The sequence below is a fragment of the Bacillus rugosus genome, from assembly GCF_023238245.1.
GTDB lineage: Bacteria > Bacillota > Bacilli > Bacillales > Bacillaceae > Bacillus > Bacillus rugosus.
In genome coordinates, this window is the sequence record NZ_CP096590.1 from 1,953,986 (window position 1) to 1,970,053 (window position 16,068).

18 protein-coding genes are annotated in these 16,068 nt (G+C 42.1%); 12 read left to right on the top strand and 6 right to left on the bottom strand.

All coding sequences use genetic code 11. The features are described 5' to 3' along the window. Nucleotides 1–35: 35 nt before the first annotated feature. Together M0696_RS09720 and sspO are read right to left on the bottom strand one after the other, a co-directional pair. Nucleotides 36–182 carry a small acid-soluble spore protein P gene (locus M0696_RS09720; protein WP_003221237.1) on the bottom strand — a complete coding sequence of 49 codons (147 nt, stop codon included), beginning with the start codon at nucleotides 180–182 and terminating at the stop codon, nucleotides 36–38. Nucleotides 183–211: 29 nt separating this feature from the next. Further along, entirely contained in the window at nucleotides 212–358 is a 147-nt protein-coding gene (sspO, locus tag M0696_RS09725) for a small acid-soluble spore protein SspO (RefSeq protein WP_003221239.1), read from the bottom strand. Nucleotides 359–583: 225 nt separating this feature from the next. Here sspO and acnA point away from each other — a divergent pair, with 225 nt between their 5' ends. The 7 genes from acnA to M0696_RS09760 all read left to right on the top strand — a co-directional run bounded on the left by acnA (nucleotide 584) and on the right by M0696_RS09760 (nucleotide 5,419). Then, on the top strand, nucleotides 584–3,313 hold the full coding sequence (gene acnA, locus M0696_RS09730) for an aconitate hydratase AcnA (RefSeq protein ID WP_166852471.1): 2,730 nt from the start codon (nucleotides 584–586) through the stop codon (nucleotides 3,311–3,313). A 71-nt stretch (nucleotides 3,314–3,384) separates the two neighbouring features. Then, on the top strand, nucleotides 3,385–3,897 hold the full coding sequence (locus tag M0696_RS09735) for a redoxin domain-containing protein (RefSeq protein ID WP_222142902.1): 513 nt from the start codon (nucleotides 3,385–3,387) through the stop codon (nucleotides 3,895–3,897). Between the two features lie 79 nt (nucleotides 3,898–3,976). Beyond that, nucleotides 3,977–4,102 carry an FbpB family small basic protein gene (locus tag M0696_RS09740; protein ID WP_003244964.1) on the top strand — a complete coding sequence of 42 codons (126 nt, stop codon included), beginning with the start codon at nucleotides 3,977–3,979 and terminating at the stop codon, nucleotides 4,100–4,102. A gap of 64 nt (nucleotides 4,103–4,166) precedes the next feature. Further along, nucleotides 4,167–4,313 carry an acid-soluble spore protein SspN gene (gene sspN / locus M0696_RS09745; protein WP_003221249.1) on the top strand — a complete coding sequence of 49 codons (147 nt, stop codon included), beginning with the start codon at nucleotides 4,167–4,169 and terminating at the stop codon, nucleotides 4,311–4,313. A 39-nt stretch (nucleotides 4,314–4,352) separates the two neighbouring features. Continuing rightward, nucleotides 4,353–4,604: a small acid-soluble spore protein Tlp gene (gene tlp, locus M0696_RS09750; RefSeq protein WP_166852466.1), complete on the top strand. Its 252-nt coding sequence runs from the start codon at nucleotides 4,353–4,355 to the stop codon at nucleotides 4,602–4,604. Between the two features lie 83 nt (nucleotides 4,605–4,687). Further along, nucleotides 4,688–5,104, top strand: a complete 417-nt coding sequence (locus tag M0696_RS09755) for a YbgC/FadM family acyl-CoA thioesterase (protein WP_222142905.1) — start codon at nucleotides 4,688–4,690, stop codon at nucleotides 5,102–5,104. 15 nt (nucleotides 5,105–5,119) lie between these two features. Next, the gene (locus M0696_RS09760) at nucleotides 5,120–5,419 is read left to right on the top strand and encodes a hypothetical protein (RefSeq protein ID WP_222142906.1); all 300 of its coding nucleotides are present in this window, start codon (nucleotides 5,120–5,122) and stop codon (nucleotides 5,417–5,419) included. A gap of 31 nt (nucleotides 5,420–5,450) precedes the next feature. Here M0696_RS09760 and M0696_RS09765 read toward each other — a convergent pair whose 3' ends face one another. Both M0696_RS09765 and plsY read right to left on the bottom strand, forming a co-directional pair. Beyond that, nucleotides 5,451–5,738, bottom strand: coding sequence for a HesB/YadR/YfhF family protein (locus tag M0696_RS09765; protein ID WP_222142907.1), 288 nt, complete (start codon nucleotides 5,736–5,738; stop codon nucleotides 5,451–5,453). Between the two features lie 79 nt (nucleotides 5,739–5,817). After that, entirely contained in the window at nucleotides 5,818–6,399 is a 582-nt protein-coding gene (gene plsY / locus M0696_RS09770) for a glycerol-3-phosphate 1-O-acyltransferase PlsY (protein ID WP_166852458.1), read from the bottom strand. A 168-nt stretch (nucleotides 6,400–6,567) separates the two neighbouring features. Between plsY and M0696_RS09775 the strand changes: the two genes are divergently transcribed. From M0696_RS09775 to parC, 3 genes are all read left to right on the top strand, one after another. Beyond that, nucleotides 6,568–6,975, top strand: coding sequence for a CoA-binding protein (locus M0696_RS09775; protein ID WP_166854665.1), 408 nt, complete (start codon nucleotides 6,568–6,570; stop codon nucleotides 6,973–6,975). A 395-nt stretch (nucleotides 6,976–7,370) separates the two neighbouring features. Then, entirely contained in the window at nucleotides 7,371–9,338 is a 1,968-nt protein-coding gene (parE, locus tag M0696_RS09780) for a DNA topoisomerase IV subunit B (RefSeq protein ID WP_166852456.1), read from the top strand. 2 nt (nucleotides 9,339–9,340) lie between these two features. Then, nucleotides 9,341–11,761 (top strand): DNA topoisomerase IV subunit A, encoded by a 2,421-nt coding sequence (gene parC, locus M0696_RS09785; protein WP_166854664.1) that lies wholly within the window; start codon nucleotides 9,341–9,343, stop codon nucleotides 11,759–11,761. Between the two features lie 43 nt (nucleotides 11,762–11,804). Here the strand turns inward: parC and M0696_RS21005 are convergent, their stop codons facing one another. Continuing rightward, on the bottom strand, nucleotides 11,805–11,930 hold the full coding sequence (locus M0696_RS21005; RefSeq protein ID WP_014113948.1) for a hypothetical protein: 126 nt from the start codon (nucleotides 11,928–11,930) through the stop codon (nucleotides 11,805–11,807). A 25-nt stretch (nucleotides 11,931–11,955) separates the two neighbouring features. Next, entirely contained in the window at nucleotides 11,956–12,309 is a 354-nt protein-coding gene (locus tag M0696_RS09790) for a hypothetical protein (RefSeq protein ID WP_014113949.1), read from the bottom strand. 491 nt (nucleotides 12,310–12,800) lie between these two features. On the opposite strand from M0696_RS09790, the gene M0696_RS09795 reads away from it, so the two are divergent. Continuing rightward, nucleotides 12,801–14,198: an alanine/glycine:cation symporter family protein gene (locus tag M0696_RS09795; protein ID WP_166852453.1), complete on the top strand. Its 1,398-nt coding sequence runs from the start codon at nucleotides 12,801–12,803 to the stop codon at nucleotides 14,196–14,198. A gap of 318 nt (nucleotides 14,199–14,516) precedes the next feature. Continuing rightward, entirely contained in the window at nucleotides 14,517–16,016 is a 1,500-nt protein-coding gene (locus M0696_RS09800; protein WP_248602722.1) for a cellulase family glycosylhydrolase, read from the top strand. Nucleotides 16,017–16,068 lie beyond the last annotated feature (52 nt).

The following is a 16,068-nucleotide window of genomic DNA, read 5'->3' on the forward strand; positions in this document are numbered from 1 at the left end:
CGCATAAAAAAACAGACACTAAGGTCTGCTTTTTTTTACATATCATGGCTTGAGTTGTGCTTCTGTCTTGTGTGGTTTCGGTTTTTCACTTTTTTGCTTCCGCTGAGAGGCTCCGGCTGACCCGGATTGTGTCCTTTAGGGGCGTTTTTATGCATATCTTTACTTGTATTTTTATTGGTCATAAAATGAGAACCTCCTTAAAAGAGTCCGGTTATTGATTGGTTTTTCTTTTTTTATTATTTTGGCGTTCAGCTTCAGTCAGTACAAGCTGGTCGTTTTCGACGTAGCCAGCGCCTTTGCCTTGGCTTTTCGCGTCATTCATCCCGTTAATTACGTGATTTGCTTTTCTTTTGACCATCATTATCACCTCAATCATAATATGGCTCCTTTTGTTGCGTTATATGAGAGAGCATAAACAGTAATAATTACCGGTACATTTGTCCGATAAGCCGAACTTATTGTATTTAATAAAAACATTGATATTTACTTATGTATGATTTTGTTTTAATATGAAATTGTGAGAAAATTGTGATGGAATTTACTTCATCTGAGAATGATCTGATCTGAAGGGGGATTTTGGAGAATGGCAAACGAGCAAAAAACTGCAGCAAAAGACGTTTTCCAAGCAAGAAAAACGTTTACTACTAATGGGAAAACATATCATTACTACTCTTTAAAGGCGTTAGAAGATTCAGGTATCGGAAAGGTTTCGAAACTTCCTTATTCCATCAAAGTTCTTTTAGAATCAGTATTGCGTCAAGTTGACGGATTCGTTATCAAAAAAGAACACGTGGAAAATTTGGCAAAATGGGGAACTGCCGAATTAAAGGAAATCGACGTTCCATTTAAACCGTCTCGTGTTATTTTACAAGACTTCACAGGGGTTCCGGCAGTAGTAGACCTTGCTTCACTGCGTAAAGCGATGGCAGCTGTCGGCGGAGATCCTGATAAAATTAACCCTGAAATTCCTGTTGATCTCGTTATCGACCACTCTGTACAGGTTGATAAAGCGGGCACAGAAGATGCGTTAGCTATTAATATGGACTTGGAATTCGAAAGAAATGCAGAGCGCTACAAATTTTTAAGCTGGGCAAAGAAAGCGTTTAATAACTATCAGGCAGTGCCGCCTGCAACAGGTATCGTGCACCAGGTAAACCTAGAGTTCCTGGCAAGCGTCGTTCATGCCATTGAAGAAGACGGCGAACTTGTAACATATCCTGATACGCTTGTCGGAACAGACTCACATACCACAATGATTAACGGTATTGGCGTTCTCGGCTGGGGTGTCGGCGGAATTGAAGCTGAGGCGGGAATGCTTGGACAGCCATCTTACTTCCCGGTTCCTGAGGTAATCGGCGCGAAACTTGTCGGAAAGCTTCCAAACGGAACAACCGCTACTGACTTGGCGTTAAAAGTGACACAGGTGCTTCGTGAAAAAGGTGTTGTCGGCAAGTTTGTTGAGTTCTTTGGACCGGGAATTGCTGAACTGCCGCTTGCAGATCGCGCAACAATTGCGAACATGGCTCCGGAATACGGTGCTACATGCGGGTTCTTCCCAGTAGATGAAGAAGCGCTAAACTACCTGCGCCTGACAGGTCGTGATCCTGAACATATTGATGTAGTAGAAGCATACTGCAGAAGCAACGGCTTGTTCTACACACCAGATGCGGAAGACCCTCAATTTACTGATGTGGTTGAAATTGACCTGTCTCAAATTGAAGCAAACTTATCAGGTCCAAAACGCCCTCAGGATTTGATTCCGCTTTCTGCTATGCAGGAAACGTTTAAAAAGCATTTGGTCAGCCCTGCGGGTAACCAAGGATTCGGTTTAAATGCTGATGAAGAAGAAAAAGAAATTAAGTTTAAACTCCTTAACGGCGAAGAAACAGTTATGAAAACGGGTGCGATCGCCATTGCTGCGATTACAAGCTGTACGAATACTTCCAACCCGTACGTTCTGATCGGCGCCGGACTTGTAGCGAAAAAAGCGGTTGAGTTAGGGCTTAAAGTGCCTAATTACGTAAAAACGTCACTTGCACCGGGTTCTAAAGTCGTTACAGGGTATCTTGTGAATTCAGGCCTTCTTCCATACATGAAAGAACTTGGTTTTAACCTCGTTGGGTACGGATGTACAACATGTATCGGAAACTCAGGTCCGCTTTCCCCAGAAATCGAAGAAGCGGTTGCAAAAAATGATCTTCTGATTACGTCTGTTCTCTCCGGAAACCGTAACTTTGAAGGGCGTATTCACCCGCTTGTTAAGGGCAACTATCTTGCTTCTCCGCCGCTAGTTGTGGCATATGCGCTTGCTGGAACGGTTAACATTAACCTGAAAACCGATCCGATCGGTGTGGGCAAAGATGGTAAAAACGTATACTTTAACGATATTTGGCCTTCAATGGACGAAATCAATTCACTTGTTAAGCAAACTGTTACGCCTGAGCTCTTCCGCAAAGAGTATGAAACAGTATTTGATGACAACAAGCGTTGGAACGAGATTGAAACAACAGATGAAGCGTTATATAAATGGGATAACGAGTCAACTTACATTCAAAACCCGCCATTCTTCGAAGAAATGTCCGTTGAGCCAGGTAAGGTTGAGCCCTTAAAAGGTCTGCGTGTTGTCGGTAAATTCGGCGATTCAGTCACAACTGACCATATTTCTCCTGCGGGAGCAATCGGAAAAGATACGCCTGCCGGAAAGTATTTGCAAGAGAAAGGTGTTTCTCCTCGTGACTTTAACTCCTACGGTTCCCGCCGCGGAAACCATGAAGTTATGATGAGAGGAACATTTGCAAACATCCGCATCAAAAACCAAATTGCACCGGGTACAGAAGGCGGATTTACAACGTACTGGCCGACTGGTGAAGTAACGTCCATCTATGATGCGTGCATGAGATACAAAGAAGATAAAACAGGTCTTGTCGTATTAGCTGGAAAAGACTATGGTATGGGTTCTTCACGTGACTGGGCTGCAAAAGGAACAAACCTTCTTGGCATCAGAACGGTAATTGCTGAGAGCTTTGAAAGAATTCACAGAAGCAACCTTGTATTCATGGGTGTGCTGCCGCTTCAATTTAAACAAGGTGAAAATGCGGAAACACTCGGCTTAACTGGTAAAGAAGTCATCGAGGTAGATGTTGATGAAAGCGTACGCCCTCGTGATATCGTTACAGTAAGAGCAATTGATGAAGACGGAAATGCAAAAACATTTGAAGCACTTGTCCGCTTTGATAGTGAAGTTGAAATTGATTACTACCGCCATGGCGGCATCCTGCAAATGGTGCTTCGCGATAAAATGAAGCAGTCCTGATGAATCAATATGAAGAGAAGGCATTAAGCTTTCTCTTCTTTTTATGACAAAGTGTGCTGCGGAGGTGGCATATGCTGAAAAAATGGCTCGCAGGGATCCTGCTTATCATGCTTGCCGGTTATATGGGATGGAATTTGTATCAAACATACAGCAAAAAAGAAATCGGGATTGAAGAGGGACAGCAAGCACCTGATTTTTCTTTGAAAACGCTATCAGGAGAGGGACGTTCCTTGCAAGACACAAAAGGCAAAAAAGTGCTGCTCAATTTTTGGGCAACTTGGTGTAAACCGTGCCGTCAGGAAATGCCTGCGATGGAACAGCTGCAAAAAGAGCACGCTGACGAACTTGCGGTTGTTGCGGTTAATTTCACTTCAGCAGAGAAAAGCGAAAAACAGGTTCAGGCGTTTGCTGATACGTATGACTTAACGTTTCCCATCCTGATTGATAAAAAAGGGATTAATGCTGACTATAATGTGTTGTCATACCCAACGACGTATATCTTAGATGAAAAAGGCGTCATACAAGACATACACATTGGCACCATGACAAAAAAAGAAATGGAACAAAAACTGGATCTTGATTAGATTCAGTTTTTTTATGTTCAGATATGCTTACAAGTTTTCAGAATTGGAGAAAATAAAAGAATATGCGGAGGTGAGAAGAGTGAAGAAGATGAGAAAGCGTTCTTTTCATGAGCTCGTCATGGAAAACAAAAAAGAGCTGATGACCAATACGGAGTATTTAAATCAGCTTGAGGAAAAGCTTGAACAGCGATTTAAGCAAAAATAACCTTTAATTTGTATTCATGTTTACCCCTCCTTTTGAGAATCCTATCTGTTGAGGAGGGATAAACATGGGAAACAACAAGAAAAACGGTCAGCCTCAATATGCTCCAAGCCACTTGGGTACTAAGCCTGTAAAATATAAAGCCAATAAAGGGGAAAAAATGCATGATACTTCCGGACAGCAGCCAATCATCATGCAGACAAAAGGCGAGTAACGCCGAATCGAGTTTATTTTTTCTAGGAGGTACATCCGAATGACAAAGAATCAAAATCAATATCAACAGCCTAATCCTGATGATCGTTCTGATAACGTAGAAAAATTGCAGGATATGGTTCAAAATACAATTGAAAACATAGAAGAAGCAGAAGCATCAATGGAGTTTGCTTCAGGAGAAGATAAACAGCGTATCAAAGAAAAAAATGAAAGACGCGAACAGAGTATCGAAGCGTTTCGTAATGAAATTCAAGACGAATCCGCAGCGAGACAAAACGGATACCGTTCATAAAAACCAGGGAAACCTGGTTTTTTTCTTTCTGATTTGATTATGGTAAAATGGGGCTAAATTGACGTTAAGGGAGCAGAGTAATCTTGCATGTATCAAAAACAGAAATAGAAGTGCGTTATGCAGAAACAGATCAAATGGGGATTGTCTATCACGCAAATTATCTTGTGTGGATGGAGGTCGGCAGAACCGCCCTCATTAAGGACTTAGGCTTTTTATACAGTGATATGGAAAAGAAAGGCGTTCTGTCTCCAGTCGTTGATATCAATATTTCCTATAAAAAGCCGCTTCATTACGGAGAAACTGCGGTTGTGCACACATGGATAGAGCAATACAACGGCTTTAAAACCGTCTATGGTTATCACATTTATAATCCGGCCGATGAGCTTTCCATCGAAGCCACCTCATCTCATATTTGTGTAGATAAAGAAAGCTTTAAGCCTATACAGTTCCGTAAAGCTTTCCCTGATTGGCACGCAGCATATGAAAAGGCCAAAAAATAGGGAAGTGAACGAGATATGGCGTTTGGAGTGAAACGTGAGGAACTCAACCGGTGGAAACAAGCAGTAAAAAGAGGAGAAATCGCATTTTTAACACATTACTGGCTGGATGACCGGTTTCCGGAAGCAAAAACTGTGACAAAAGCAGGCTGTGCAGATATTGATAAGCTGATTCAGTGGGGAGCGGCGTATGGTTTAAAAAAAGAATGGATACATAAAAAAAGTGAATTTCCTCACTTTGATCTGCTGGGTGAGACGCAAAAATATATTTTGGAACAAGAAAACCTGACAGATCATCTTGCCCGATTTCATCTATAAAAAAAGAACGCACATAACGTGCGTTCTTTTTTTATTGGTATTCAAAAACCGGTTCATCAGCGTCTGCTGAATAGCTGACTAGAAGGTCGTGGTTATCGAAGTACCATAGATCACTTTCTTCAATAAAGAAGGTGATGCCGCCGGCTTCTGTAGTGGCTCCAGCCTCTTGCGGGGCGTCTTTCGCCACTCCGAGGGAAAATCCCTTTTGAACGTTGCTGCAGCCGCCGTAGCGGACGAAAAAGCGAACCTGGTCTCCGCTTTCTAAATCGAGCTCTTCCTTATACCAGTTCAGTGCGTCTTTGTTAATTGTCATATTCATAACAGAACACCCCTTTGTTCTTCATTTGAATTTTCTCTATTATAAACGTATTAGGCTATTCTGTGTCAAAAGAGAAGGTTTATAACCATTTCACTTTAGGTTCTGTTTTATTGATAATTCGTTTAATGTTCGCCCGGTGTCTGTATATCACAAAAATAGTGAGCAGGGTAACGACAACCAATAAATACTTATCATGGACAAAGAGACTATATATAACAGTATAGATCCCTGTTAACATCGATGACAGAGAAACAAATTTAGTCAAGTATAAAAAGATGAAAAATACCGCGACCATCGTGATAAATAACAAAGGTGCGTAAAATAGCAAAACGCCTCCGGACGTTGCCACGGCTTTGCCGCCTTTAAATTTAGCGAAAATGGGAAACACATGGCCTAAGACCGCAAAGACCCCTGCTAGTAGCGGGTGAATATCAACATGCATGAGGAAAGGCAATGCAGTTGCCAGCGTCCCTTTCAAAATATCTCCGGCTATGACAACCGAACCAGCTTTTACGCCCAGCGTACGGAATGCATTAGTAGCGCCTAAGTTGCCGCTTCCGTGCTCCCGAATATCAATTCCCTTGGCAAGCTTGCCCACAATTAAGCCAGATGGAATGCTGCCTATCAAGTAGGCCAAAATAATCAATAAAGCAATTAACATCTACATTTCTCCTTTTTCAAAATCCCTTCTTTCTATTTTAACATGAGATGTCATGATCTGATGATAAGTTTTTTATAAAGTTTACTTACAAATCTAATCAAACATGCATCATATTTTGATTTCTTTCATTTTGATCGTGTAGAATAAATAAAAAAGGAGTGGTACATGATGCAAAACCCATCCAAAACGGAAATTAAAGAGATTCTTGATCAAAGCAAGCGAATCGCGGTGGTGGGGCTTTCAGACCGCCCGGATAGAACGTCATATATGGTTTCAAAAGCGATGCAGGATGCGGGCTATGAAATCATTCCCGTCAATCCTACAATTGATGAGGCGCTAGGTGTCAAAGCCGTTTCATCTTTAAAAGAGATTGACGGCCCGATTGACATTGTCAATGTATTCCGGCGCTCAGAGCAGCTGCCAGGCGTAGCGAAAGAGTTTCTGGAGACAGATGCTCCAGTATTTTGGGCACAGCAGGGGCTGGTAAACGAGGAAGCTTACCAGATGCTAAAGGAAAAAGACAGAACGGTTATCATGGATCTGTGCATAAAAGTGGCGCACGCTGTAACAAAATAGGTGCAGAACTGCAAAAATCCTTGTGAATTCAAGGATTTTTGCTTTTTAATTTTAAGATATTGTTTGCGTATTACGGTGAAACAGATACAATAAAGCTTGAACAGCTTTTTTTGAATACCTTGTCTAGCTGGGGTTCGGCCGTTCGATTTGCGAAGGTCTGCTGCTTTATATATAATAAACAAACATACGTTCTCATAGTGTGAAAACAGCACTAGCCGATGTTTTGCGAACTGATTCGTTAGCTCTATGTTGCGATTGCAAACATATTGGTTATAATGAGGAGTCCAAGGCAGTACCGGCTCGAGGCGAGGTTTATAACAAATACTTTATACAAATTGATGGTGTAACACTGAAAAGAGAAAGACAATGTTAGTTTTTGAAAGGGGTTTGTACGTTTGGCTAGAAAACAGCAATTTGATTACAACGAAGATGCCATACAGGTGCTCGAAGGCCTTGAGGCTGTCAGGAAAAGGCCCGGTATGTATATTGGTTCTACTGACGCACGAGGCTTGCACCACTTGGTTTATGAAATTGTAGATAACTCTGTCGACGAGGTGCTTGCCGGCCATGGAGATCACATAATCGTCAAAATACATAAAGACAACAGTATATCTGTACAGGATAGAGGCCGCGGCATGCCAACCGGAATGCATAAGCTCGGCAAACCAACCCCTGAAGTGATTTTAACGGTGCTTCATGCCGGAGGAAAGTTCGGCCAAGGCGGATATAAGACAAGCGGAGGGCTGCACGGAGTTGGTGCATCAGTTGTGAATGCTTTATCTGAATGGCTGACGGTTACCATTGAGCGGGACGGTTTCGTCTATCAGCAGCGTTTTGAAAACGGAGGAAAACCTGTCACATCTCTCGAAAAGATCGGCAAAACAAAAAAGACAGGAACGCTAACGCACTTTAAGCCAGATCCAACAATGTTCAGTACAACGACTTATAATTTTGAAACGCTTTCTGAGCGCTTAAGAGAATCTGCATTTTTGTTAAAAGGATTAAAAATTGAGCTGATTGACGAGCGCAATGACCAGCAGGAGGTCTTTTATTATGAGAACGGCATAGAGGCGTTTGTCGCGTACTTAAATGAGGAAAAAGACGTCTTGTCTGAAGTGGTTTCGTTTGAGGGAGAGCATCATTCAATAGAAGTGGACTTTGCGTTCCAGTTCAACGACGGCTATTCTGAAAACATTTTATCGTTTGTTAACAACGTCAGAACAAAAGACGGCGGGACTCATGAGTCAGGTGCAAAAACAGCGATGACACGTGCTTTTAATGAATATGCGCGAAAAGTGGCTTTGCTGAAAGAAAAGGATAAAAACCTGGAAGGCACCGATATAAGGGAAGGGCTTTCAGCCATTATTTCTGTTCGGATTCCTGAGGAGCTTCTTCAATTTGAAGGACAAACAAAAGGGAAGCTCGGTACTAGTGAAGCGAGATCAGCAGTTGATGCGATTGTTTCAGAGCAGCTTGCTTACTTTTTAGAGGAAAACCGGGATACTGCAACGCTTCTTGTCAAAAAAGCAATCAAAGCGAGCCAGGCACGCGAAGCGGCACGCAGAGCCCGTGAAGAAGCAAGAAGCGGCAAAAAACGAAAAAAATCAGAAGCGACATTAAGCGGGAAGCTGACGCCTGCGGGTTCGAGAAACCCGGCAAAAAATGAATTGTATCTCGTTGAGGGGGATTCAGCAGGCGGGTCGGCAAAGCAGGGAAGAGACCGCAGATTCCAAGCGGTTCTGCCTTTACGCGGTAAAGTCATTAATACGGAAAAGGCTAAGCTTGCTGATATCTTTAAAAATGAAGAGATCAATACAATCATTCATGCGATCGGCGGCGGAGTCGGAGCAGATTTCTCAATCGATGATATCAACTATGACAAAATCATCATTATGACCGATGCCGATACGGACGGCGCTCATATTCAAGTGCTGCTTCTTACCTTTTTCTATCGCTATATGAAGCCGCTCATTGAACATGGCAAAGTGTTCATTGCACTGCCTCCTTTATATAAGGTCAGCAAAGGAAGCGGGAAAAAGGAAATCATTGAATACGCATGGTCTGATGAAGAGATGGATGATGTCCTGAAAAAAGTCGGCAAAGGCTATACGATTCAACGATATAAGGGTCTTGGAGAGATGAACGCAGACCAGCTGTGGGAAACGACGATGAATCCGGAGTCCCGTACGCTTGTTAGGGTCAAAATCGATGATGCGGCACGTGTAGAGAGACGTGTCACGACATTAATGGGAGACAAAGTAGAGCCGCGCAGAAAGTGGATTGAGAAAAACGTCGCTTTTGGCTTAGATGAAGAAAGCAATATTTTAGAAAATGAAAACTTATCGGTCGCTGAGGAGGTTTAATGTTGTCACAGCCAGAATTATTTCATGATTTACCATTAGAAGAGGTGATCGGCGACCGTTTTGGACGCTATAGTAAATATATTATTCAAGACAGGGCGCTTCCAGATGCAAGAGACGGCTTAAAGCCGGTACAGCGCAGAATCCTGTATGCGATGCATACAGATGGAAACACGTTTGATAAAAACTTCAGAAAAGCGGCCAAAACGGTCGGTAATGTCATCGGTAACTATCATCCGCATGGTGACAGTTCGGTTTATGAAGCAATGGTGCGGATGAGCCAGGATTGGAAAGTGCGAAATGTATTAATTGAAATGCATGGGAACAATGGAAGTATCGACGGAGATCCCCCGGCAGCCATGCGTTATACAGAAGCGAGATTATCTCCGATCGCATCTGAGCTTCTTCGGGATATTGATAAAAATACGGTTGAATTTGTGCCGAACTTCGATGATACAAGCAAGGAACCTGTCGTACTCCCGGCGATGTTTCCTAACCTATTGGTCAACGGATCTACCGGGATATCAGCAGGATACGCAACCGACATTCCCCCTCATCATCTGGGTGAAGTCATTGATGCTGTCATTAAACGCATTCAAATGCCGTCTTGCTCTGTTGATGAACTGATGGAAGTCATTAAAGGGCCTGATTTTCCGACAGGCGGTATTATTCAAGGCGTTGACGGCATAAAAAAAGCCTACGAAACCGGAAAAGGAAAAATCATTATCCGCGGAAAAGCTGAAATTGAAGGAATCAGAGGCGGACGTGAACAAATTGTCATTACGGAAATTCCATTTGAAGTAAACAAAGCAAACTTAGTGAAAAAAATGGACGAGTACCGCATTGATAAAAAAGTTGAGGGCATCTCAGAGGTTCGCGATGAAACGGATCGAACTGGTCTGAGAGTGGTCATTGAACTGAAAAAAGAAGCGGATGCAAAAGGCATTTTGAATTTCTTATATAAAAATACCGATTTGCAGATCACCTATAACTTTAATATGGTGGCTATCCATAATCGCCGTCCGATGCTGATGAGCCTGCCGTCTATTTTGGATGCATATATCGGCCACCAAAAGGAAGTCGTCACAAACCGGTCCGTTTATGAGCTTCAAAAAGCAAAAGATAGACATCACATCGTAGAAGGTCTCATGAAAGCTTTGTCTATTTTGGATGAAGTCATTGCTACAATTCGTTCTTCAAGCGATAAACGTGACGCTAAAAACAACTTGATAGCGAAATATGAATTTACAGAGCCTCAAGCTGAAGCCATCGTGTCATTGCAGCTATATCGTTTAACCAATACAGATATCACAGCACTGAAGGAAGAGGCAGAAGAGCTCGGCAAAAAAATTGAAGAGCTCGAATCCATTCTGAGCAATGATAAAAAGCTGTTAAAAGTGATTACAAACAGCTTAAAAGCATTGAAAAAGAAATATGCAGACACAAGACGCTCCGTGATTGAAGAAAAAATTGAGGAAATTAAGATTAACCTTGAAGTTATGGTAGCGTCTGAGGATGTATATGTGACCGTTACGAAGGATGGTTACCTAAAACGGACGAGCCAGCGCTCATTTGCCGCTTCCAACGGCCAGGATTTCGGAATGAAAGATACGGACAGGATGCTGCATCAGTTTGAAATGAATACGACGGATGTGCTGCTGCTCTTTACGAACAAAGGAAGCTACATCTATTGCCCGGTTCATCAGCTGCCTGATATCAGATGGAAGGACATGGGCCAGCATTTTTCAAATATGATCACGATTGACCGTGATGAAACGATTGTAAAGGCTATACCGATCAAAGAATTTGATCCGTCGGCGTATCTTTTGTTCTTTACGAGAAACGGAATGGTGAAAAAGACAGAGCTCACCCATTATAAAGCACAGCGTTATTCTAAAGCGCTTGTGGCCCTAAATCTGAAGGGTGAAGACGAACTGATTGATGTGCATGTAACAAATGGGGATAGCCAGATCTTTATGGCCACTCACCTAGGATATGGCTTATGGTTTGGAGAAGACGAAGTAAATGTAGTTGGCGCGCGTGCCGCTGGTGTCAAAGGGATTAACTTAAAAGAAGATGACTTTGTTGTTTCTGGAGAGATCCTTCAAGAATCTGATTCAATTGTATTGTTCACACAGCGGGGAGCGGTGAAACGCATGAGTCTTTCCGAGTTTGAAAAAACATCCCGTGCAAAACGCGGTGTCGTGATGCTAAGGGAACTGAAGAAGAACCCTCATCGGGTCGTAGCAATGTTCGCTTGCGGTCTTGAACAGCGACTTATGGTGGAAACAGAAAAAGGCGACAGAAAAGAACTGCAGGCTAAAGACCTGCGGACAAACGACAGATACAGCAATGGCTCTTTCTTTATTGATGAAGAGGAATCAGGCAAGGTCATAGCTGTCTGGCGCCTTCATACAGAACAATAATAAAAAACCCGCTCATGTGATATGAGCGGGTTTCGTTTTTCAATTAGCTTTCATGGCTGGTGAAAAGATCTGTAAAGGCATGAACAAATTCGATTCCTTGCCATACAAATAAATTCAGCGCTGTGAAAGAAAATAAGCCTAAAATCACCATTCTTAAGATAAACAACATGTTTAACAGCCTCCTCATATTTTCGTTATATAATCGGGTGATGTTGAACATGAAGTTTGCCGAAATAAGACGATTGATAAAATTTGGCCAGTATAAAGCTTTTTTTCCGCTGGCGCCTGCGGGAATATCCCGTACTTTTGCTTTCAGCGGTCAGAAGCAGAACAGCCATTGCCCATAAAGCAGTCAGCGCAAATGCCCCTGTGATGGATTTCTTCTCATCATCAGCATTTTGGCCGGCTTTCATCTCATGCATTTCCTGCTGGTCGGCTACGGCTTTATAATGATGGCCGATATCAAAGGCGTGGGGAATTGAGAACAAATGAAAACTGGCAATCGCCAAAAATAAGATGGACGCTTTCAGTATCGTTACTTTTTTCAAATGATCTCCCCCTCCTTTAATATTACTGAATATTTTTATAATAATACCCTAATACATCCTAAAAGTAAACCTGATTTATTAAATTTAAAAACAAATTTCACTTTGTTAAGTATATATCTTTTTGCTTATTTTTGAAAGAGAAATTTCTTTTATTAGTGTATGTATACCCGGTCTAAGGTGTGAATAAAAACACATTTTAAAAGATATGCTTGTTGTTTAGGAGTTATGACTGTATCAAAGGAAACGGGAAGGGTCAGGAAAGCAATTCTTACATATTAAAAGAGAACACTTTTTACAAGCTTGCAAGAAATATTTTTATTCATAGGAAAATAATAGAGAGGGGACCGAAGGCGTGAACTTCAATCTAGAACAATAATCTTCCCGAAATAACTTCCTAATTCGACATATTGTGATATAATAAGACTCAGTATGTTAAAAAATCTAACATCAAATATGAATTCACAATGAATTGATGAAAACGGGAGGTAAATATGGAGTCTTTTTTCAACAGTTTGATTAATATTCCAAGTGATTTTATCTGGAAATATTTATTTTATATTTTAATAGGACTTGGATTATTTTTTACACTTCGTTTTGGTTTTATCCAATTCCGTTATTTTATTGAAATGTTCAGAATAGTGGGAGAGAAGCCTGAAGGAAACAAAGGTGTTTCATCTATGCAGGCGTTCTTTATTTCTGCCGCATCCCGAGTCGGTACAGGGAATTTGACTGGTGTTGCCTTAGCAATTGCGACAGGCGGGCCGGGCGCTGTATTTTGGATGTGGGTTGTAGCTGCTGTAGGCATGGCTTCAAGCTTTGTTGAGAGTACGTTAGCACAGCTTTATAAAGTGAAGGACGGAAACGATTTCCGCGGCGGACCGGCCTACTATATTCAAAAAGGTCTTGGAATCAGATGGCTCGGCATCGTATTCGCTGTCTTGATTACTGTATCATTCGGTTTAATCTTTAACGCTGTTCAATCCAATACAATTGCAGGAGCGTTAGAAGGCGCATTTCATGTGAACAAAACAGTTGTGGCTATTGTTCTTGCTGCTTTAACGGCTTTTATTATTTTCGGCGGTTTAAAACGTGTAGTCGCAGTAACACAATTGATTGTTCCGGTCATGGCTGGTCTTTATATTCTCATTGCTCTATATGTTGTATTCACCAATATTTCTGCATTCCCAAGCGTTATTGCGACAATTGTCAAAAATGCTTTGGGATTCGAACAAGTTGTCGGCGGAGGACTGGGAGCAATCATCGTCATTGGTGCACAGCGCGGACTTTTCTCTAACGAAGCGGGAATGGGTAGTGCGCCTAATGCTGCTGCGACAGCTCATGTTTCGCATCCGGCAAAGCAGGGCTTTATTCAAACATTAGGCGTGTTTTTCGATACATTTATCGTATGTACGTCTACAGCGTTTATCATCTTACTATACAGTGTAACACCAAAAGGTGACGGCATCCAGGTTACACAGACTGCTCTGAGCCACCATATTGGAGGCTGGGCGCCAGGTTTTATAGCAATTGCAATGTTCTTGTTTGCCTTTAGTTCAGTTGTCGGAAACTACTATTATGGTGAAACAAACATTGAATTTATTAAAACAAGCAAAACATGGCTAAACATTTACCGTATCGCGGTTATTGCTATGGTTATCTTTGGATGTGTAGCAGGATTCCAGATTGTTTGGGACATGGCGGACCTCTTTATGGGTATCATGGCGCTGATTAACTTAATTGTTATTACGCTGCTGTCAAACGTTGCTTACAAAGTGTATAAGGATTACGCGAAACAACGTAAACAAGGGCTTGATCCTGTATTCAAAGCGAAAAACATCCCAGGTCTGAAAAACACTGAAACTTGGGAAGATGAAAGACAAGAAGCATAAGAACACGGCTGCATTCAATTCATTGAATGCAGCTTTTTATTTACTGGAAAGAAGCAGAATGTTTCGATTAGATAAAAAATAACGTGTAAAGTCCTGGTTAAACACCTATGCGCTTAGTCCACATGTGTCAGCAGTATCTGAAACAAGACAAAAAGAGCAAATAGACAGGCTTTCAAGCCGCCTAAAAACAAGAAATTAGGTTGATAGACAACCATGTGAAAGATTTTTACAATGAGTCCGTGCTAAAAAAGCGAAAGGGAGGAGAGCGGTGAGGTACTAGGCACATTTTTCACATAATGATTTGAAGGAGGAAAGAATATGAAACGGTCAGTCTCTATCTTAATCGTATGGTTATTCATTGCATTACTAGCAATCGGCTGCATGCCTGCTTCAAAAGCATCTGCAGCAGGGGCAAAAACGCCGGTATCCATAAATGGGCAGCTTAGCATAAAAGGTACACAGCTAGTCAATCAAGACGGCAAGGCGGTGCAGCTGAAGGGGATCAGTTCACATGGGTTACAATGGTATGGTGATTTTGTCAATAAAGACAGCTTAAAATGGCTGAGAGACGATTGGGGCATTACGGTATTCCGAGCGGCAATGTATACGGCAGACGGCGGTTATGTTGATAATCCGTCTGTGAAAAACAAAGTGAAAGAAGCGGTTGAAGCGGCAAAAGAGCTTGGGATATATGTCATCATAGACTGGCATATCTTAAATGACGGCAATCCAAATCAAAATAAAGAGCGGGCAAAAGAATTCTTCAGGGAAATGTCAACCCTTTACGGAAGCACGCCAAATGTCATTTATGAAATTGCGAACGAACCAAACGGCGATGTGAACTGGAAGCGTGATATTAAACCGTATGCGAAAGAAGTGATTTCAGTTATCCGCGAAAACGATCCCAACAACATCATCATTGTCGGTACCGGTACATGGAGCCAGGATGTGAATGACGCTGCCGATGATCAGCTAAAGGATGCAAATGTCATGTACGCGCTTCATTTTTATGCCGGCACACATGGCCAGTTTTTACGGGATAAAGCAAACTATGCACTCAGTAAAGGAGCGCCTATTTTTGTGACGGAGTGGGGGACAAGCGATGCTTCCGGGAATGGAGGAGTATATCTTAACCAGTCGCGGGAATGGCTGAATTATCTCAACAGCAAGAACATTAGCTGGGTGAACTGGAATCTTTCTGATAAGCAGGAATCTTCTTCAGCTTTAAAGCCAGGGGCATCTAAAACAGGCGGCTGGCCGTTATCAGATTTATCCGCTTCAGGTACATTCGTAAGAGAAAACATTCTCGGCACCAAAGATTCGACGAAGCAAAATCCTGAAACGCCAACACAAGATCAACCCGCACAGAAAAACAGCATCACTGTGCAATATAGAGCAGGTGATGGAAGTGTGAACGGAAACCAAATTCGCCCGCAGCTTCACATAAAAAATAACGGCAACACCACGGTAGGTTTAAAAGATGTCACTGTCCGTTACTGGTATAAGGCGAAAAACAAACATCAAAACTTTGACTGTGACTACGCGCAGATCGGATGCGGCAATGTGACCAACAAGTTTGTGACGTTACATAAACCTAAGCAGGGTGCAGATACCTATCTTGAACTAGGGTTTAAAAACGGAACGCTGTCACCAGGAGCAAGCACAGGGGATATTCAGCTTCGTCTTCACAATGACGACTGGAGCAATTATGCACAAAGCGGGGATTATTCCTTTTTCCAATCTAATACGTTTAAAACAACGAAAAAAATCACAATATATAATCACGGTAAACTGATTTGGGGAACAGAACCCAAATAGTTTAGTTTTTGGCGGGCATCAGCAATGATGTCCGTTTTCATCATCTTATACA